General features: G+C 70.3%; 21 protein-coding genes. 20 read left to right on the top strand and 1 reads right to left on the bottom strand.

Annotated features, from left to right (window positions below; genetic code table 11):
* The first annotated feature begins 25 nt into the window (after window positions 1-25).
* The 8 genes from ABTX18_RS31940 (at window position 26) to ABTX18_RS31905 (ending at window position 7,659) form a co-directional block, all read left to right on the top strand.
* Window positions 26-1,282, top strand: a complete 1,257-nt coding sequence (locus ABTX18_RS31940) for an MFS transporter (RefSeq protein ID WP_352126290.1) — start codon at window positions 26-28, stop codon at window positions 1,280-1,282.
* Entirely contained in the window at window positions 1,279-1,500 is a 222-nt protein-coding gene (locus ABTX18_RS31935) for a hypothetical protein (protein ID WP_352126289.1), read from the top strand. Before ABTX18_RS31940 ends, ABTX18_RS31935 begins: the two co-directional genes overlap by 4 nt.
* 195 nt (window positions 1,501-1,695) lie before the next feature.
* Window positions 1,696-2,835 (top strand): AAA family ATPase, encoded by a 1,140-nt coding sequence (locus ABTX18_RS31930; protein ID WP_352126433.1) that lies wholly within the window; start codon window positions 1,696-1,698, stop codon window positions 2,833-2,835.
* On the top strand, window positions 2,832-4,628 hold the full coding sequence (locus tag ABTX18_RS31925) for a hypothetical protein (protein ID WP_352126288.1): 1,797 nt from the start codon (window positions 2,832-2,834) through the stop codon (window positions 4,626-4,628). Before ABTX18_RS31930 ends, ABTX18_RS31925 begins: the two co-directional genes overlap by 4 nt.
* A gap of 136 nt (window positions 4,629-4,764) precedes the next feature.
* Window positions 4,765-5,229 (top strand): hypothetical protein, encoded by a 465-nt coding sequence (locus ABTX18_RS31920; RefSeq protein ID WP_352126432.1) that lies wholly within the window; start codon window positions 4,765-4,767, stop codon window positions 5,227-5,229.
* Between the two features lie 99 nt (window positions 5,230-5,328).
* Window positions 5,329-5,754, top strand: a complete 426-nt coding sequence (locus ABTX18_RS31915) for a hypothetical protein (RefSeq protein WP_352126287.1) — start codon at window positions 5,329-5,331, stop codon at window positions 5,752-5,754.
* Window positions 5,751-6,596: a relaxase/mobilization nuclease gene (locus ABTX18_RS31910; protein WP_352126286.1), complete on the top strand. Its 846-nt coding sequence runs from the start codon at window positions 5,751-5,753 to the stop codon at window positions 6,594-6,596. The genes ABTX18_RS31915 and ABTX18_RS31910 overlap by 4 nt, the downstream gene beginning before the upstream one ends.
* 304 nt (window positions 6,597-6,900) lie before the next feature.
* Window positions 6,901-7,659 carry a hypothetical protein gene (locus tag ABTX18_RS31905; RefSeq protein ID WP_352126431.1) on the top strand — a complete coding sequence of 253 codons (759 nt, stop codon included), beginning with the start codon at window positions 6,901-6,903 and terminating at the stop codon, window positions 7,657-7,659.
* Between the two features lie 34 nt (window positions 7,660-7,693).
* Here the strand turns inward: ABTX18_RS31905 and ABTX18_RS31900 are convergent, their stop codons facing one another.
* On the bottom strand, window positions 7,694-7,909 hold the full coding sequence (locus tag ABTX18_RS31900) for a hypothetical protein (protein ID WP_352126285.1): 216 nt from the start codon (window positions 7,907-7,909) through the stop codon (window positions 7,694-7,696).
* Between the two features lie 716 nt (window positions 7,910-8,625).
* On the opposite strand from ABTX18_RS31900, the gene ABTX18_RS31895 reads away from it, so the two are divergent.
* From ABTX18_RS31895 to ABTX18_RS31840, 12 genes are all read left to right on the top strand, one after another.
* Complete coding sequence (locus tag ABTX18_RS31895; RefSeq protein WP_352126284.1) at window positions 8,626-9,009, top strand: hypothetical protein; 384 nt, start codon at window positions 8,626-8,628, stop codon at window positions 9,007-9,009.
* Window positions 9,006-9,803: an SPDY domain-containing protein gene (locus ABTX18_RS31890; RefSeq protein ID WP_352126283.1), complete on the top strand. Its 798-nt coding sequence runs from the start codon at window positions 9,006-9,008 to the stop codon at window positions 9,801-9,803. Before ABTX18_RS31895 ends, ABTX18_RS31890 begins: the two co-directional genes overlap by 4 nt.
* A gap of 23 nt (window positions 9,804-9,826) precedes the next feature.
* Window positions 9,827-10,177 carry a hypothetical protein gene (locus tag ABTX18_RS31885; protein WP_352126282.1) on the top strand — a complete coding sequence of 117 codons (351 nt, stop codon included), beginning with the start codon at window positions 9,827-9,829 and terminating at the stop codon, window positions 10,175-10,177.
* Window positions 10,159-10,995, top strand: a complete 837-nt coding sequence (locus ABTX18_RS31880) for an SPDY domain-containing protein (RefSeq protein ID WP_352126281.1) — start codon at window positions 10,159-10,161, stop codon at window positions 10,993-10,995. Before ABTX18_RS31885 ends, ABTX18_RS31880 begins: the two co-directional genes overlap by 19 nt.
* 6 nt (window positions 10,996-11,001) lie before the next feature.
* The gene (locus ABTX18_RS31875) at window positions 11,002-11,592 is read left to right on the top strand and encodes a hypothetical protein (protein WP_352126280.1); all 591 of its coding nucleotides are present in this window, start codon (window positions 11,002-11,004) and stop codon (window positions 11,590-11,592) included.
* Window positions 11,593-11,594: 2 nt separating this feature from the next.
* Window positions 11,595-12,383 (top strand): SPDY domain-containing protein, encoded by a 789-nt coding sequence (locus tag ABTX18_RS31870; protein ID WP_352126279.1) that lies wholly within the window; start codon window positions 11,595-11,597, stop codon window positions 12,381-12,383.
* A 32-nt stretch (window positions 12,384-12,415) separates the two neighbouring features.
* Window positions 12,416-14,203 carry a type IV secretory system conjugative DNA transfer family protein gene (locus tag ABTX18_RS31865; protein ID WP_352126278.1) on the top strand — a complete coding sequence of 596 codons (1,788 nt, stop codon included), beginning with the start codon at window positions 12,416-12,418 and terminating at the stop codon, window positions 14,201-14,203.
* Between the two features lie 75 nt (window positions 14,204-14,278).
* On the top strand, window positions 14,279-15,103 hold the full coding sequence (locus tag ABTX18_RS31860; protein WP_352126277.1) for a hypothetical protein: 825 nt from the start codon (window positions 14,279-14,281) through the stop codon (window positions 15,101-15,103).
* Window positions 15,100-15,849, top strand: coding sequence for an SPDY domain-containing protein (locus tag ABTX18_RS31855; RefSeq protein WP_352126276.1), 750 nt, complete (start codon window positions 15,100-15,102; stop codon window positions 15,847-15,849). The genes ABTX18_RS31860 and ABTX18_RS31855 overlap by 4 nt, the downstream gene beginning before the upstream one ends.
* Window positions 15,850-16,109: 260 nt before the next feature.
* The gene (locus ABTX18_RS31850; protein WP_352126275.1) at window positions 16,110-17,003 is read left to right on the top strand and encodes an alpha/beta fold hydrolase; all 894 of its coding nucleotides are present in this window, start codon (window positions 16,110-16,112) and stop codon (window positions 17,001-17,003) included.
* The gene (locus ABTX18_RS31845; protein WP_352126274.1) at window positions 16,951-17,484 is read left to right on the top strand and encodes a hypothetical protein; all 534 of its coding nucleotides are present in this window, start codon (window positions 16,951-16,953) and stop codon (window positions 17,482-17,484) included. The genes ABTX18_RS31850 and ABTX18_RS31845 overlap by 53 nt, the downstream gene beginning before the upstream one ends.
* On the top strand, window positions 17,481-18,233 hold the full coding sequence (locus tag ABTX18_RS31840) for a hypothetical protein (protein ID WP_352126273.1): 753 nt from the start codon (window positions 17,481-17,483) through the stop codon (window positions 18,231-18,233). The genes ABTX18_RS31845 and ABTX18_RS31840 overlap by 4 nt, the downstream gene beginning before the upstream one ends.
* Window positions 18,234-18,238 lie beyond the last annotated feature (5 nt).

Here is an 18,238-nt window from a genome sequence, read left to right as displayed (position 1 = left end):
CGCTGCAACTGGCCCACCACCGCGCATGATCTACGGCGTGGTCCTGGGCAGCCCATACGTCGCCCGCCTCCTGGGCGGCACCCTCATCGGCCGGCTTCCCAACGGTATGGCACCGGTGGCCATCGTCCTGTGGGCCCTTCCGGCCGGCCGAGGTATCGCCCTCGGTGGCCTGCTCTCCGCCCTGTACGGACTAGCCTCCGCGCTGTCCCAGCCAGTCAAGGGACGCTTGATGGACCGCTACGGGCAGGGTGCTGTGCACCTGCCGGCGGCGGCCCTCAACTCCAGCCTGCTGATCGCTCTGCCGCTCGCCGCGCCCCACGGCGGAACGGCACTCGCCACGGCCATCGTCGTAGCCGCAGGATCGACCGCTCCGCCGCTGGAAGCCGGGCTGCGCTCACTGTGGCCCAGACCCTGCCCGACCTGCGACTTCGGCACGCCGCTCTCGCTCTGGACACAGGCACGCAAGGTCTGCCGTACATCGTCGGTCCTCTCCTCGCCGCCGCCCTCGCCTCCATTCACAGCCCGGCTGCCGCGCTCGCTGTCACCGCCGCCCTTGGTCTCGTCGGCACCCTCGTCGTTGCGACCGCGCCGCCATCCCGCCGTTGGCGCCCCACGCCGACGACCAGTGGCACACGTCCGAGAGGCCGGTTGGCCGGCCCGCAGCTCGCGTCACTGTTCGTTCGCGCTGGCCGGTGTCGGATGCGCGATCGGGGCCCTGAACGTTCTTGCCGTCGCCTTGTCCGACGACCACGGGCGCCAGATGCTCTCGGGGCTGCTGCCCGCCGCGTTCTCCTCCGGCAGTTTCCTCGGCGGCCTGGTCTACGGCTGCCGGACCTGGCCTGGCTCCACCGCACGCCAACTCCTCGTCTGCAGCGCTGCGTTTCTCGGTGGATGGCTGGTGCTGCTCGCGGTACACGACCCGTACGCGGCCACCGCAGCGGTCGCTCTACCCGGTGCTTTCCTCACTGTGGTCGTCGCCGGCGCGTATGTCACCACCGATGCCCTCACACCCACGGGCCGGACCAGCGAGGCATACGCGTGGCTGATCTGCTCGATCGGCGTCGGGCAGGCGGCCGGCATCGCGCTCGCCGGACGCCTCGCCGATCACGCGCTCGCCCTCGCCGCGCTCCCAGCGTCCGGTGCCGCCTTCGCTCTCGCCGTCCTGCTCCTCACCCGCCCCCACCAGGGCGACGTCCTCGCCTTCGCCCAACATCCCACCGAGTTCCCGCCACCATCGATAGGAGATCCGCCTTGCCCGAAGCATCAGCAGAGCCGTTCATGACGATCCGGCACGCCATTACCGGCGAGATCACCACCACCGGCTACAACGCCGCCGCCCGGCGGATCCTGCTCCAGTCCGGCTTCGAAGAGACACCAGTCTGCGCCTGCCCAGCGACGCAACCCGGTACGGAGCCGACGCACGGGCCTGCTCGGCAGCCAGCGACCTGCTCGTCGCCGGCCACCCCGTGCCCGTGGACCGAGCCCTCGGCCGGCCGGTGAGGGCCGACAGTACGCCCCGGTTGGCCCTGTCGCCGATGTCGGCACAGTCCGGGATCCGCTCCGAGAGCGGCCAGCCTCTCCCAGCGCATCACCAACCCCGCCCGCACCCGCAACTGTTGAAGGGGCCTCGTTTTGACCACACCCGGAACGCGCACCCGTTCAGCGCGCACCAAGGGCGGCGAACTACGGGCCAAGGTGGCCCGACTGCTGGCCGACCGGCCGGCGGACACGCTCACCATCGGGGACATGGCCAGGCAGCTGGGCCACTCCCATGGCGCCGTCCGCAATGCCGCCCTCACCCTGGTGCGACGCGGCGAGGCCGACCAAGGCGGAACCGGACAACCGTCGTTCGGCGCGAACGCGAAAACCGCCGCAGCCGCGCAGAGCGCTGTGATCAGCCCACCGGGCACCCACGCTCCCCGCGCCCAGGCGGCCGCGGCCCGCACGACCATTACCGCAGCAGCCACGCCCAGGCAGAGCGGCCCGATCCGCCGCGCGGGTGGCCAGGTCTACCACCCCCGGGAGCTGGCCGATCTACCCGACGTCGAGGCGCTGAATCGCTTGCGCGACGCCGACGTGCCGGTGCTGCTCTACGGCCCTCCGGGCACCGGCAAGACATCGTTGGTGGAGGCGGCGTTCCCGGACCTGCTCACCGTCGCCGGTGACGGCGACACCACGGTCGGCGATCTGATCGGCGAGTACACGCAGGCCGACAGCGGGGGCTACGTCTTCCAGTACGGTCCGCTGGTCACCGCGATGACCGAGGGCCGCGCCCTGCTGATCGACGATGCGACCCTGATCTCACCGAAGGTCCTGGCGGCGCTGTATCCCGCGATGGACGGGCGCAGGCAGATCCAGGTCAAGGCCCACAAGGGCGAGACCATCAAGGCCGAGCCGGGCTTCTACGTGGTGGCGGGCCACAATCCCGGCGTCCACGGAGCGGTGTTGACGGAGGCCCTCGCGAGCCGGTTCAGCGTGCAGATCCAGATCGGCACCGACTACGACCTCGCCCTCGCCTTGAGGATCGATGCCCGGGTGGTCCGGGTCGCCCGACACCTCGCCCGCCAAGTCGAACTCGGCGAGCTGGGCTGGGCCCCCCAACTGCGAGAGCTGCTCAGCTACCAGAAGACCGAGGCCGTCCTCGGCACCAAAGCCGCGCTCGCGAACCTGGTCGGCATCGCTCCTCTGGAGGATCGCGACGCCGTCGCCGACGCCGTCATCAAGGCTGCCGGCGTCAAGACGATCGCGCCCCTCACCCTCGGCAAGCAGCTCCCCCCTACAGCCGCTCGGCAGCCCCCGAGCACCGTCTCCGCACACCGGGGCCGCCCGCGATGAGCGCCCACCACCACGTCCAGTCCCCCGCCACCACACCGGACGACGCCGACCTCGCGCGCTGGGACGACGACGGCGCCCCACCCCCGCACCCCCGTTCCTCCCCGGCCGCGTGGCTGCGCGTGGGAGCCGAACTCGGCGACAGGCTCGTCGCCCTCTCCGGCCGCCAGGACCTCCTCGTCACCTGCCGCCCCGGCACGCGCAGCGGCGCACCGGCCGCCTATTTCCCTACTCTGGGCGAGGTCGAGTTCGACGCCGGCCTGTTCGCCCCGCTCCAGCCCCACGAAATCCATCCGCGGAACTTGGGCGACGAGGAGCGGTATCCCGCCGCGTGGGGAGTGTTCGTCCACGAGGCCGCGCACGCGGCCCACTCCCTCTGGACGGCGCCTGCCGGAGCGGACCCCCGTGTCGTCGAGGCCGCGCTCCTGCTGGAGGAGAGCCGTGTCGAAGGCGCACACCTGATCACGCGGCCCACGGACCGCACGTACCTGCGCACCAGCGCCCGGACCCTGGTCATGCCCGACATCGCCCACCCCACCCTCCAGGGCATCGAGCACGCCTCCGGCGTGGCGGCCCTGATCCTCGGCCGCCGTGACGTCGGCATCCTGGACGCCGGCGAGACCCGGGCCGTCGCCGAACTGTGCAAAAGGGTGCTGGGCGCAGACCTCCTGGCCACGCTCACCCGCATCTGGAGCGCAGCCCACCAGTGCGCCGACCACGACGCCACGACCATGCTCGCGCACGCTCAGAAATGGTGCGACGCTCTGGACACCGCGGCCCCCGCCCTGCCCGTGCCGGAGAACCTCACCGATCTGCTGTCCGGCGCCGTGGGGGTCGTCATGGACAGCACGGCAGCCACCGACGCCGCCGACCTCGCGGCACAGGCCGCAGCGGCCAACGCCATGGCCGCGCGGTCCAAGGCGCAGGCTCAGGACCGCGCCCAGCGGGCCGGCCAGCGACGCAAAGCCGCCGCCACCGCCAAGTCGGTCTTCAACGCCCGGGGCACCACCGTCACCCCTGACGGCACACCGGCGCCCCGCAGCAACCCGGTCACCGGCACCCGCAAACCCACCGCCGCCGAGCAGAGTGCCGCCGCGCGCCTGAGCCGCGCCCTGCGTGCCGCCGCCTACCGCGAGCGGACCGAGGAGCGGACCACCAGCCCCACCCCGCCCGGCCGCCTCAACATGCGCGCGGCCCTCGCCCGCGACGCTCAGCGCGCGGCCGGGTCGGTCCCCACCGCGGAACCGTTCACCCACACCCGCCGCCGGAACTCCCCCACCCCACCGCTGCGTGTGGGAATCGCCGTCGACGTCTCCGGCTCCATGCGTGCCGCCTGCGCGCCCGTCGCCTCCGCTGCCTGGATCGTGGCACGCGCAGCGGCCCTCACCGACCCCGACTCCCTTACCGCCACCATCGCCTATGACCTGCACCTCACCGCACTGACCCGACCCACCCACCGAGCACCAGAGCGCGTGACGACGTTCGATGCCAACGGCGGCAACCACAACCTCGGCGACGCCATCGACGCACTCGACCACGGCCTCGAACTCAGCCGCCCCGGCGCCGGCCGCCTCCTCGTGATCGTCACCGACGCCCGGTACGGCAGCGACGAAACGGCCCAAGCCATCATCCGCGTCAAGCAGCTCACGACCGCCGGCTGCGCCGTACTCCAGCTCACCCTCACCGCAGAGTCCCGCCACTTGCCAGGGACCACCTTGCTGCACCTGCCCCGGCCCTCCAGCGCTCCCGCCGCCATCGCCACGGCGGCCACAGACGCCATCCGCAGGACACGTTGAGACGACGCAGGCCACCACACCACACCCCAACAGAGAGGCTCTCGATTTGAAGCCGCAGAACAACCTCCCGACCTCGAACGCAACGCCTGTTAAACGGAATTACCCGGGAGTCCGCACGGAATGGACTGTCGAGCACCTGTGCGGTGACTCGGTCGTTCATGATCTGTCCGACCGTCCCGCCGACCGCCGCGCCGGCTTCGCCCGATGGCTCGCAGGCAGGGACTGCACCGACTGCTGGAAAGCATCGCGCGACTCCGACACGGAGTCCAAGGAGAAGTGGCTCGCCACCAAGCGCGTCGAGGAGCAGCAGGCCGCCGCCGAGTGGGCCGAGAAGTTCGACATGCCGCCGCTGGAGGGTCCGGAGCGGGCCCTGGCTTGGGGTGAGAGGTCCCGCCACCAGCTGATGACGGCCGCGCACACCCTGCTGGTTGTGGAGGGGAGTTGGGACGAGGCGGACTGGGCGGAGCTGGAGGAGAAGGCCCGCTCGATCACCCGGGCCGGGTGGTGGATCGACCAGCGCGACGCCGAGGGCACCGACGTTCCCGAACTCCTCGACGCAGCTGCCGAGGCGGACCGCGGGACGGAGAACCCCTTCCGCTGATCGCGGGGAACATAGCCGGGAAACGCCGGTTAGCCAAACCGGCGTTCCTCCGGACCATTGTTCCTCCCACCCCGCCACCGATTGCGTGGAAGGAACCGCATGTCCCAGCCCCCGCCCACCTCGGCCTTCGCGCCGACACCCGACCCGCTCACCCCCGACCGAGATATCACACATCAGCATTTCCAGGCCGGCGACACCGTCGTCGTCCTCCAAGGGGTCGCCGCCGGTGAGCTGTGGGGAGATTCGATGCGCGTCGTCGCTCCGTCCTGGCATACCCCGACCGACGAGGACGGATGGCGGCTGCACGATGCGACCGGCGGCGCCCAGTCGTACGTGACCGCCCACCCTCGCTATCTCGTGCACCGCTCACGCCGCTGCCCGGACTGCCTGATCTACCTGCGGGCCATGGAGGACACGCTCCTCGCGCGGTTCGCCGGCCGCGACGAGCTGATCGACTGCGGCTGGTACACCACCACTGCCCTGGGTCAGCTCGTTCACATCGCCGACGTCCGGAGCGGCCGGTGATCCCCCGCCTGCACGAGCGCTCCCACACTCCGCACGACCCGCTCGAAGAAGCGCTGGGGCGTCCCCTGTCACCGGGCGAGAGTCTGCCGGAGTGCACGATCGTCGCTCGCTGGCCCGGTATGGACCGCTTCATCGCGGATGACGAGCAGAGGACCTGGACGTCGCTGCAGTGGGCCGATCACGTCGAAGAGGCTCTGTTGGAGCATCCGTTCGCCGCCAGCCCCGGTGACGACCGGGCGGCGATTCTCCATCTCGATGTCCGTCTGCACCCGGATGACCGGGACCTGACCGGACTGGAGTGGGCCGAAGTCGCGCACCGGCTCGCGCGGACCGCCGGCATCGAGATCCCCGGCAAGGAAGGCGGCTGCGCGTGGATCGCCGTCCAGGCCCGGCCCGGGCGCCTCGACCTGATCGCCAACCTGATTCACCTGGACGGCGCGTGGCACGCTCCGCCCACCGACGTCCTGCGGCGCCTCATGGACGAAGCCCGCCGCATCGAACAGGACCTCCACCTGATTTCCCCGGTACGCACCGGGCCCACCACGCGGCCTGCCCTCCGGATGGCGCCCACGGCTTCGGCCCAGCTCGCGAGCGTCCTCACCCAGCTCGCCGACGAACAGACCGGTCCGCTGGCCGCAGTCCGCGGACTCATCGAGCACACCGCCCACCGGTTCGCCCGCCAGCCCGAAGCCGCGGGCACCGACACCGCTCACCGCCTGGAGCTGCTCGCGCACCGCCTGCTCGCCCTCCAGCAGGACCTGCACACCACGGCCGCTCAGCTGGCCCAGCCCCGGATCGCCGCCGTGCCACCCGACCCCCGGCGCAGCGACCGATCGCCGTAGGAGAAACGTCTCGTTGCCCCTCGCCGACACCGCCACCGCCGACTTCCACGACGGGCTCGGCCAGGCGGCCGATCCGCACATCGCCCGCCGGCTGCGCTACCTCGCCGACGCGCACCTCAGCGTCATCCGCACCGACCTCACCGACACCCGCGACGCACTTGCCGACCGGCACCACCCAAACCCCGGCCGCAGCACCTGCACCCAGGAGGTCCCCACCACCGAACGCGAGCGCTCCGCCGTGTGCGCCTGCCCGCCTCCGCTCTCCGCCAGCCTGCGCCGCTGCCCCCCCTGCCCCAAGGAACCCATGCACGACTACGAACACGCCGAGCGCCTCGCCTCCTACACCGACATCCTCGCCGGAGAGCTGCCCGGCACATGGACCAGCTCCTACCACCCGCCCGAGGACAAGGACTACCTCGCTGAACTCACCGACCGCATCTGGGACCTGGATCTCGTTGCCGAGTCCCTCGCCGAGCATCCACTCCACCAGGCAGCGGTCCTGAGCCGCCCGGACGGCGCTCAGCTCGTCGTCCTGGACCGGCACGACGGACGAGACGGCTTCCTCGTCGCCGCCGTCGGCCCCCGCGCTCTTCCCGACGACGCATACCGCGGCGTCCGCGACCCCAACGGCATCGCGCTGACGGACGACCCCTTCCTCAGCGCCGAGACCGTGTCCGGCGACCTGCTCGCCCGATACGACACGGCACTGGCTCAGGTCCGCCACAACGCCATCGGCGGCATCCAGCCGTCCCAGCCCGATCGAGTCGTCCTGACCTGGCAGCCGGACGGCAGTGTCGCCACCGCGCCCATCGGCGAAGCGGCCACCGCTGTTCTTGTGGCCAACGGCTTCGTCCAGGACCAGCAGACCGGAATCCACCGCCTCAGTGGTGACGACACGTGGGCGCAGGCCCACGCGCTGCGCTCGATCGGCACGCAGCTCGAAGCGCTGGGTATGGGCACCGGCCTCCAGCACCCGCCGGGACGGACCGCTCCGAAGGCCGCCCAGCCGGCAACGCAGCCGCCTTCCCCCACAGCCCGGTCCGCGGCCCCGCGGACGCGATGAAGCCCAGCGCCGAGCCGGACTTCAACGTGCACAACTACATCACCGGCACGAGGTCCGAACCGAACGGGTCGTGGCCATCGGAGGTACCGACCAGGCAGCCGACATCCTGTAACGGACCGGAGGCTTCCTCCACGCCCCAGATCTCAGCAGGGGATGCCACCGCCTCCCTCACGGTCTGCCCGTCGATCCACAACGGCTGAAGGCGACCTCGGCCTCGCATGCCCTGCTCGCTGCCGGACACACCGTCCATCTCGACGCCACCCTGAACATCCTGGTCACGCCTGACGGCGAGCGCGACACCGCGGTGCGGGCCCTGACCCAGCTAGCCGAGCGGGCGCCTCCCGCCGACAACACGGAGATCGCCGGAATCCTGACAGAGATCGCAGGTCCGGCTTCGGTCTGCTGCCACTCCTCCGGGAGGCCGTCGTCAGGGCGGCTTGGGTCGCCAGGCCCCGGAGCCCCGGTGCTGCTGCACAGGACCACGACGCACTCAGCCAGCTCAAAATCACAGCGGACGCGCTGCTGCGCGCACCCCACCAGATCCTCCGTGTCCGGCGTGACGCCGCACGCACCCCCAAGCGGGGGTCACCCGCGGCAGCACCTGCGAGCCCCGTACAGGCCGCGTCTGCCGTCCCCGCCTCCCGGCGCCGCTAAGCGCTGGAACAGGCATTCTGTCCGCGCCAACCTGCCGGCCGGCACCCCGCCTCGCTCTCCCGCAGATCGGTAGTCCGGCACCGGAACCACTCAACCCGTCGGAGAAATCCCGTAGCACCGCGCATACTCCCTCAGATCCACGAACGCCTCCAGCCACGCCTGGCCGCCGTCTTGTTCCGTCGGTATCTCCGAGCCTGTGTCTGCACCGGCCCGGACCAGGCCCGCCTGCTGGCCGGCGCACAGCCTGAGGCTGCTGGCTCCCCGTCGCAGCGAACCGGGCACTCCCGCTGACCATCCCCGACTTGGAGGAGCATGCCCCACCCCTATCCGCACCCGTCATGGCTGGCCGACGAGATCACCCGCCAGCTCGGCCAGCTTGCCAACCAGCTCGCTCATACACCCGCGCGTGAGGCCACACAGCTCCTCGCCCGCATCCTGAATCCCGACGGTGGAATCCTTGCCGGCGTCAACCACCTCGTCGCCACCGGTAGCACCTTCGCCAAGGACCAGGCCGAACGGGGAGCACTGCCCCCAGAGGTGTGGCTCGCCCTCGGCCGGGCCTCGAACGAACTCGACGCCATCGGCGGCGATCTGGACGAGCATCGCGAGACCCTCCGGAGTGTCGCCACACAGCCCGCCACCACCACCTCGATAGCCCCCGCCCCTGTTCCCCTCGTTGTCAGGCGGCACCGGTGAAGAAGCGTCAGGGTTGGGGGCCCTCCGAGTTTCCCCAGCAGCACTACCTCATCCACCCCCGCGCCCTCGCCGGCGGCGGCGACATCCGCCACGTCTCCGAATACCTGCGCGCCACCGGGTGGAAGGACAAGTCGAAGACCGGTGGTCCCCTTGCCATGGAAAGCCCCGACCGCATGGTCCGCATCGCCTACGACCCCTACACACAGCCCGGCGGATGGACGGTCCGTGGCAAGGCATCCGGCCACCAAGACGAGTGGTGGGCAGTCCTCGGACAGCAAACGCCGGTGGAGATCGTCGCCGGACTCACCGACGCCCTCTACCAGTCCCGCTCCGCGCACGCTCCCAACGCGTGGGCGCCACTTCAGGAGCAGGGCTGGCGCGATAAGCCGAATGCCAGACATCCCACCGCGACCAGTCCCGACGGCAGCGCATGGATGCAGTACCACCAGACCCCGGACGGAACGGCGATGTGGTGGTCCGGTGCCAAGGACGAGCACAGCAACGGCTGGGTCGCCCAGTTCACCCCCACCACCCCGATGCACCTCGTGCAAGCCTTCTCGACCGCTCTCGCCAGCCCCGAGCCCGTGATGCGACCGCTGGGACGCGTCCCGCAGAGCGCACGAATCCGCACCACGTCCGTCTCCGTGCTGCCCTCCGAACTCAGCGCCTGGCAGCAGGCCCGGATCACCGCCGCCCGCGCCACGACCTGGGCACGCAACAGCGCCCGAAGCAGCCGGCCACACACCACGGCCCGCCCGCATTCCCGCGCCGACGCCACCCGTTCCCGCCGATGACCACCAACACCCCGAGGAACCCCATGACCGATCTCACCCCGGACACCATCCGCACCGCGAGCGAGACCCTGTCCCTCCTCACCGAGTACCTGCGCAGCGACCCGGACCTCGACGAAGCCCTCGACCTCGTCGCGCCGCTGCTGGACGAGTACACCGGCATACCCGTCCAGTTCGCCGACACCCTGCGTGCCCTGGCCCGCGTCGTCCAGGAACACCCGGACACTCCGACCACCAGCGAAGTGACGTTCCTGATATCCGAGTTGCGCTCCGCCGCCTGGGAGCAGGCCGACCAGCACACCCTGCACTACATCCTGGACGCCCTGCGCGCCGAGAAGCCTTCGTCGACCAAGGCGGCGTGCAACTGGTGCCCGTGAGCGCCCGGCAACTCGCCGCCTTCGCCGACAGGCACGCTGGACAGATCCCGTTCGACACCAGCCCGCGTCACCTCGCCGGCCCCGGTGACGCCCGCCGCGTCACCCACGCACTGGCTGCCGCCGGCTGGACCTGCACGTCCGATCCGCTCACCCCCGAGATCGCCCTGCACAGCCCCGACCACCGGTACAACCTCACGTTCGCGCCGCAGTCCCCCACCTTGGCCTGGTGGTGGCTGCAGGCCGAACCCACCGTGGACGAGCTCGGCTGGCATGCGCAATTCGGTGAACTCCTCCCGGCCGAGATCCTCGGCCACGTCACCGACACCCTCATCTCCCCCATGCCCGTTCAGGCGCAAGATCCCTTCCGGATCCTGGAAACAGCAGGTTGGGTACGTGACTCAACAGACACGGCCTACTCCCCCGATGGCATGTGCTACGTCCAGCAGCGGCCCGCCAAAGATGACGCCACAGTGTCGTCCTGGAGCATCGAAGCCTGCCAACCGGGACACGGAACGCCGATGGGCCCCCGGATCTGGCACGCCTGGTTCGCCGAAGGCGCTCCCGAACACCTCGTAAGCACCTTCATCACCGCGCTTGCCGACCCCGCCCCGCTCCAGCGCGGCATGTACGACCGGCTGGGCCCCTACAGCGCGGTACAGCAACCGAGCCCGCTCACTCCCGAACAGGTCGTGGCGGCACACACCAGGCGGCTCGACGCCATCCGTGTACAAGCCCGCGCTGCCCGACGCCAGCAAGGAACCGCGCTCACCACGACCCCGGCGAGGGCCGGCGTCTCAAGGTCGGCCGCTCGCCGCTGATTCCGATTGGACCCACTCACCATCTCCCCCGATCACGCCCACCGTCAGTACCTCCGGCACGCCGACAACTACGTCCGCGACAGCAAGAAGATCCTCGACGCCTGGGACGCCTATTCCGACGAACACACCGACCTCGACGGCTGGCCGTACGACAACGACTCCTACGGAATACGCGCCGGCCAGCGCGACGCCGACACCTACAACGCCTTCGAGAACGTCCGCGCCGGGGCCCGACACCTCCTGGTCACGGCCGAGACTCAACTGGCCCACCTGCCGGCGCACACGGTCCAGAGCCGCTGGGTATACCAGCTGGGCGTCCTGAATTCCGCGCTCGACGGCCTCGAAGCACTCAACGAGCAGTGGCTGGAGACGCAAGATTCCCTCCCCGGCAACGCCCGTCCGGGCACCGCCGTCTTCGATGACGCCCTCGCCGAGCATCACGCCGAATCGTGGAGTTACCTCGACGACTGGGCCTCCTACGGCCACGCGCTCCGCGAGATCAACGCCGCCGCCCGGCACGCCCCCTCACCCCTCGCCCCGAAACCGACCACGACCCCGGCCATCGCGCCCGGGCACGCCCACTCGGTGCGGAGGTGAACATGCCCCTCGCGCACGAGAGCATCGAGGTCGAACTCATCGCTCCCCGGCACCTGGCCGGCGGAGGCGACCCCGCGTGGATCACCGTTCCCCTCCACCGCGCGAGCAACTGGAGCTACGGACACGACCCCCTGATGCCACGCGTCCTGCTCTCCAGCCCCGACCAGAAGGCCCTCCTACGCCTGGAGCCCGACCCCGGCGGGCTGTGGTGGACCCTTCACCACGCCGCGGAGCCGGACCGGCCCGCCTGGTACGCCAGTTTCGGCGCCCGCACGCCCGTCGAACTCATCGCCGCCGTCACCGACGCCCTCACCGACCCGGCTCCCGCCCCGCAAAGACCGGCCGACCCGTACGAACTCCTCCGTCAGATCGCCTGGACACCCAGTGCCGGAGCGTCGGAATTTGTCTCACCCGACGGAGCCACATACGTCCAGCGATCGGGCACCGTGCAGGATCCGGGTTCCTGGTGGGTCACGGCGACGCTCGGCCGGGACCGGGCGCAGCTGCCGGTGTGGCAGGCCCGTTTCGACGAGCGCACCCCTGTCCACCTGGTCACGGCGTTCACTGCCGCGCTCGCCGACCCGCGCCCCGTCCCGCGTACGGACAGTCCGGGGTGTCTCCCGACACGAGATCCGGGCCTCATCACCCGCCAGCCGACGGACATGCCTGTCGCGTCGATCGCCTCCGCCCTCGAAGAGCGCGTTCCGTCCCTCACAGCTCGGCGTACCGCTCCGCCTGCGAACCCGAGCCCACCCCTGTTGCCGCCGCCCATGAACCGTCGCGGTCACTGAACCTCCTGCCCTCGCCTGGAAGCACACACCACTTGCCCCCCTCCTCCAACAGCTCTACCGACGGGTACGACCTCGTCCTGCGGCTCCTGTTCGGAGCGCTCGCCGTCGTTGTTCCCCTGTCCCACCTGGCCTGGCTGTCCGGCAACTGCGCCGCCTACATCACCGGATCCGGCTGGGCGCCCTATCAACCGACGGCCGCCCTGCTCCACCCCGAACAGGTATGGCCCCAGGCAGGAGACACATCCCTGCTGATCGGCACTCGCATCGTCCCCGGTCTCCTCCTCCTGGCCCTCGCAACGGCTACCGGTGTCCTGTGGGCCCGCTACAAGAACCGCAGCGGCGGCCGGAAGAAGATCACCGACATGGCCAAGGCCCGGGACATCCAGCCTCTGATGGCCAAGGCGATCACCGACAAGGCGCGTTCCCTGCGCCCGAGTCTGAAGGACGCCAAGCGCATCGACGCGAGGGACACCGGAATCCTGCTCGGCAACCTCCAGGGGAGCCGCCACGAGGTGCGGATGGGGTTCGAGGACGTCGCCGTCGCGATCATGGCTCCGCGGTCCGGCAAGACCACCTCTCTCGCCATCCCTTCCATGCTCGCCGCGCCAGGCCCGGTCCTGCTGACATCCAACAAGGCCGCCGGAGACGCCTTCACCACTGCCTACGAGGCCCGGGCGGAGGCAGCAGCCGTGTGGACCATGGATCCCCAGCAGATTGCCCACGCCTCACGCGAGATGTGGTGGAACCCCCTCGCCAGTGCGAGAACCCTGGACGGTGCGAACCGGCTCGCCGGACACTTCCTCGCCGCATCAGTGGACGCCTCACAGCAGGGCGACTTCTGGTCGAAGGCCGGCAGCAACATCCTGTCCCAGCTGCTGCTGGCCGCAGCACTCGACGAGCGACCGATCACCGACATCATGCAGTGGCTCGCCTTCCCCGCCGACCGCACCCCGCTCGACATCCTCCGCGACCACGACTTCGCCGCTGTCGCCGCCCAGCTCAAGGGAACCGTCGAGGGCCCCCCGGAGACACGCGACGGCATCTACGAGACCGCCCGCCAGTACGCCGCTGCCCTGCTCAACTCCGAGATCGCAGCATGGGTGACACCACAGAAGGACGTTGCCGAGTTCCGGCCAGCCGACTTCGTCACCTCCACCGACACGCTGTTCCTGCTGAGCAAGGACGGCGGCGGTGGAGCCTCGGCGCTGATCGCCGCGTGCGCGGACTCGGTGATGCGCGCCGCCACCGCCCAGGCCGAACGCGCCGGCGGACGCCTCGATCCGCCGATGCTCGCGATCCTCGACGAAGCCGCGAACGTGTGCAAAATCAGCGACCTGCCGGACCTTTACTCTCACCTCGGCAGCCGCGGCATCATCCCCATCACGATCTTGCAGAGCTACCGCCAGGGCCAGAAAGTCTGGGGAGACGCCGGCATGGACGCGCTGTGGTCCGCCTCGACCGTGAAGGTCATCGGATCCGGTATCGACGACCCCGACTTCGCCGACAAACTGTCGCGTCTGATCGGCGACCACGATGTGGAGACCGTGTCCACCTCCCACTCCGAGTCGGGCAAGTCGACCTCAGTGAGCATGAGGCAGGAGCGAATCCTGCCTGCGGATGCGATCCGCGCCCTGCCCAAGGGGACGGCGCTCTGCTTCGCCACCGGCATGCGCGCCGCGATGCTCGACCTACGCCCGTGGTACCTGGAGCCCGGTGCCGACGAGCTTTCCGCCTCCTCCGCCCGCGCATCGAAGGCCATCACTGCCCGGGCCATCGCCAAGCACGCCCCCCAGCAGGACGACTACGGCACCGCCGCGTAGCTACCCGCCCGCTGCGGCCACGCGCACCCACGCCCATCGAGGCGTCGTCCCTCAACCTAGGAGCTCATCATTCCCTTGCGCCAGATCGATCTGCCCTTGCAGATCGACCGTCTCCGGGACCTCGGTGCCGACTTCACCGCCCTGCAGGTCACCGTGGAAGCACTGAACCCCCAGCCAGGCAGTGACCTGCTCAAAGAGGTCGGCCAGCAGATCCTCTCCATTCATCAGTTGGTCGGCCGCGCGCTGATCCGGCTGTCGGTGCTCGATGGCAGTCAGTACACCGCCGTGCCCGGCAGCCTGTTCTCGCTGGCTGCGTTCAGCAAGGTCATCGCCTCCGCTTCGACTGCCGCCTCTCAGCTGGCGAGCGCCGTGAGCGAGAACCCCCTCGAAGGGGCAGTATTCGTCGGCGGCCCGCCTCCCGAGGTGGAGTCCATCCGGCAGACCCGGCACGCCGAGGCCGCGCCTGTCCTGAAGGCAGCACTGGCCTCCGCCGCCCGTCACCTCTCCCTGAGCGCGACCTGCTGCTTCAACGCAGCGTCGGGGATCACCAGCGACGTGACGGAGTGCCCGGAACACCGCCCAGAACTCCCACAGTTGAAGCTCGCCCAGTACACCGCGCTCGAACTCATCGCTCAAGGCGGCGCCCTGCGATACGTCGGGCGAAAGGGGGCTGCCCGGGTCCAGGGGGGCGATGGAAAGGCCATCCGCCCGGCCCCCTTCGCCGTGCTGGAAGAGCATCACCTGGTCCGGGTGGCCGCGACTACTGGATACGTGGGTCAGGACGTGACGGTCTCGGCGGCCGGGCGGCTCGCGCTGGCGTTCCAGAAGCCGCCCGTCTCCCAGCCGACGGTTCCAGGCGCAGCGCCTAAGCCCAGCAACACGGCCCGGAGGCTGCGGTGAACACAATCGCCCCGGACGACATGGTCCTTGTCTCACCGCGGTATCTGGCCGGGTGCGGCATGAACAAAGTCAGCCACGCCATCGGCCCACTGATCCACGTGTTCAACTGGCCCCACAAGCAAGACCGGGCCACAGGACGTATCGAGATCGACAGCCCCTGCGGCAGCACCTTTCTCGACTTCACCCCAGCCCGCCAGGACGGTGTGTGGTGGACCATCGCGCACCACGATCCCTACTGGCGAATCGCGTTCAGCCGCCAGACACCCAGCGAGATCATCGCGTCCGTCACCCAGGCCCTTCCCCAACTGCTCGGGAACCGCCGGCACACCGACCGCATTCCCCTCCCAACCGAGTCCGTCGCCCACCTCGCCGAAGCAAGCGGCTGGAGCGTCACAGCAACGGCCACGGGCGTCGTGTGGAGAAGTCCCGACGATCACTGCACCGTCGAGCACAGTGCGGATCCCGATCACCCCTGGCAGATCACGCACTCCGTGTACGACGGTTTCGACACGCACGGGACCGCCACGTTCACGCCCAATGTGCCGGACGAGTTGGTCGCCCAGTTCTTCACTCACCTCACCAGCGACATCCCGGCCGAACGCGTCTACCGCGAAGTGCCGTTCCTCGTCCAGACCAGCAGCAGCGCGCTGATCACGCCTGTCAAGGATGCCGCGGTGAATTCCCACGTCCACCACGCTGTCGCCCAGGTCGCCCGGTCGTTCGAGCAAACACACCAGCGCTGCTGACCGTCGCCCAACACCGACTCGTCCGTGCCGGAGGCAGACGACAAGCAAGCCCGCCTCGACCGCCCAGGGCTGTCTCGGCTCCCACCAACCTCGTTGCTGACTCGCCCTCGTGCGCGCGGCGCCGTCGGATGACCCTCCATTTCAACGTGGCCGAGCTCAATACCTGCCCCCTGCCCGCTGCCCAAGGAACTTCTGTCATCAGCCCGATTCCGAACCGCCCTGCCGGCACCCGACGTGTGCGCCTGCCCGACGGAGCGCAGGTGTCCGCCTATCTCGATGGGCCGTCCGACGCGCCCGCCACAGCCGTCCTGGTCCACGGGCTGTCCGTCACCGCCGACCTGTGGCGCCTGCACACACCCCATCTCACCAGTCAGCGCATGCGAGTCGTGCGCTACGACCAGCGCGCCCATGGCCGATCCACCCGCGGGACCGCACCCATCACCCTGGATCAACTCGCCGCCGACCTGGCCCACATCGTCGAAGAGCTTGCCCCGCACGGTCCGCTGGTCCTGGCCGGCCACTCGATGGGCGGCATGATCCTGCAGGCGCTGACCACGCTGCGCCCTGACCTGCACCCCCGCATCCATGGGCTCCTGCTGATCTCCACGCCCGACGGCCCCGTCGCCACGCGCTCGCAGTCCGGGGCCCGCAACCGTGTCGTCGGCTTCGGCCGCGACCTCCTCGCAGTCGCCTGCACCCGCGCCCCCGCAGCCATGGACGCGGTCCGCCACCGTCTCCCGCACTCCAGCCCGTGGGCCCTGAGCAACAGCGGCACACCACCCGAGACCGACGCGCCTCCTCCGGCGTGCCGGCGTGGCCTGCACCATGCCACGACCCGTGACATAGCCGCCTTCTGGCACGCGCTCGCGACCAGCGGATCTCGTCCCGTCGAGGGACTGCGGAGCCTCGGGCCACGTCTGACGCTCCTGGCGGGCGCCGAGGACATGCACGTGCCTGCTGGCCACACCCGCGCCCTGGCCGCACGCATCCCCGCGGCCCACTTCGCCCTGGTCAAGGACGCCACCCACGCACTGCCCGTCCGGCATCCCGACCTGATCGTCGAGGGCCTCACCCGCTACGCCACCGCAGCCGCCCCTGCCCTTGACCCCGCCCCAGCACCGGAGACATTCGATCCACCCCTACGAACCCATTGACCTGGACGACCTCGACCCGCTCGCCGCAGTGGACGCCGTCATCACGGACGTGCACGAATTCCGCATCCCCGGCGACGCCAACGGACTGTTCACCGCGGCTCGGCACGTCAGCCTGCTCTGTCACCTCGCAGCCCGCATGGCCGCCGAGACCGAATGCGGTCTCCGGCCCAGCGTGAAGACGTCACCCCCGGCCGCCGCCCTGGGCCAGACCTCCGAACACCTCGGACGCGCCGTCGCCCACTACACCCAAGCGCTGACTCCGCTCGTCACACTCGCCACACGCGGCTCGCAGGTCCCCCTTTCGCAGCAGCTCGACGGGATCGAGGAACACCGCCGGCTCCGTGTGCACCTGCACGACGGCGCCCAGGCCCTGGCCGCCGCCCGTGACTGCCTGCACGCCGCCGGCAGGCCCACCCCGGCACGCACCCCCATAGCCCCGCACGCCCCTTCCGCGAGCGCACACCCCCGGACCCGCCCATGACGCATTCGCCTGCCGAAGCCCTCCTGTTCGAGGTGCCCGTTCCCGTACCTCCCGTCGAACAGCTCCTGCTGCTCGCCGGCCAGTACACACGCCACAACGACACCCTCGACCGCGCCCTCGCCTCCCCCACCGAACCCGATCCGCACGCGCACGCTGCCTCCGCACAGCAGCTGGCGTCCGAAACGAGCGCCGCGATCATCGCAGTCCTCGACCAGCACCCCTGCCCCGGCCCCGATCTGAGCAACGCCCTGGTCAGGCTCAGCCAACTCGCCTACCTCAGTGCACAATCCGTCGGCCACACAGCACACAAGGCCCGCGAACTGACCGCCCTGGCACCCCAAGACATCGTCACCAGCACGGCACACATCGCCCAGGAGCAAGACCGTGGCCACTCCGGCGCCTCCGCCCCACCGGCCGACCGGCTGCCTCCCGCACACCGCACCGCGCTGCACGACATCGCCCGAGGACACGCCGTGGTCACCGAATCCATGGGGCGGCAGTACGTCAACAACCGCGGCCCCCGGATCCTGATCAGCACACTGCGGCATCTGGAATCCACCGGCCTCGTCGATCGCGCGGAGCGCTCGGCCGCACCCGCGTTCAAGGGCGGACCGCCCCAGGACCGCCTCCGCCTCACCCCCGCGGGGGTGAGAGCTGTCGCCGCCTTGGTCGGCCATCGACCGGCCACTACCGCGGCACCGACCCAAATGAGCCCCCCGAATCCCGTCTCGCACCCTCGAAGCCGCTGAAGCCT

Origin of the sequence: Streptomyces sp. NPDC096323 (assembly GCF_040302845.1) — a bacterium.
Classification (GTDB): domain Bacteria; phylum Actinomycetota; class Actinomycetes; order Streptomycetales; family Streptomycetaceae; genus Streptomyces.
This window is presented reverse-complemented; position numbering and strand designations above follow the sequence as displayed.

Coding starts and splice junctions, on each gene's coding strand:
- ABTX18_RS31840 (WP_352126273.1), top strand. CDS start 17,481: ATGACGCATTCGCCTGCCGAAGCCCTCCTGTTCGAGGTGCCCGTTCCC.
- ABTX18_RS31905 (WP_352126431.1), top strand. CDS start 6,901: ATGCACGACTACGAACACGCCGAGCGCCTCGCCTCCTACACCGACATC.
- ABTX18_RS31935 (WP_352126289.1), top strand. CDS start 1,279: ATGACGATCCGGCACGCCATTACCGGCGAGATCACCACCACCGGCTAC.
- ABTX18_RS31895 (WP_352126284.1), top strand. CDS start 8,626: ATGCCCCACCCCTATCCGCACCCGTCATGGCTGGCCGACGAGATCACC.
- ABTX18_RS31870 (WP_352126279.1), top strand. CDS start 11,595: ATGCCCCTCGCGCACGAGAGCATCGAGGTCGAACTCATCGCTCCCCGG.
- ABTX18_RS31925 (WP_352126288.1), top strand. CDS start 2,832: ATGAGCGCCCACCACCACGTCCAGTCCCCCGCCACCACACCGGACGAC.
- ABTX18_RS31940 (WP_352126290.1), top strand. CDS start 26: ATGATCTACGGCGTGGTCCTGGGCAGCCCATACGTCGCCCGCCTCCTG.
- ABTX18_RS31885 (WP_352126282.1), top strand. CDS start 9,827: ATGACCGATCTCACCCCGGACACCATCCGCACCGCGAGCGAGACCCTG.
- ABTX18_RS31900 (WP_352126285.1), bottom strand. CDS start 7,909: ATGGACGGTGTGTCCGGCAGCGAGCAGGGCATGCGAGGCCGAGGTCGC.
- ABTX18_RS31915 (WP_352126287.1), top strand. CDS start 5,329: ATGTCCCAGCCCCCGCCCACCTCGGCCTTCGCGCCGACACCCGACCCG.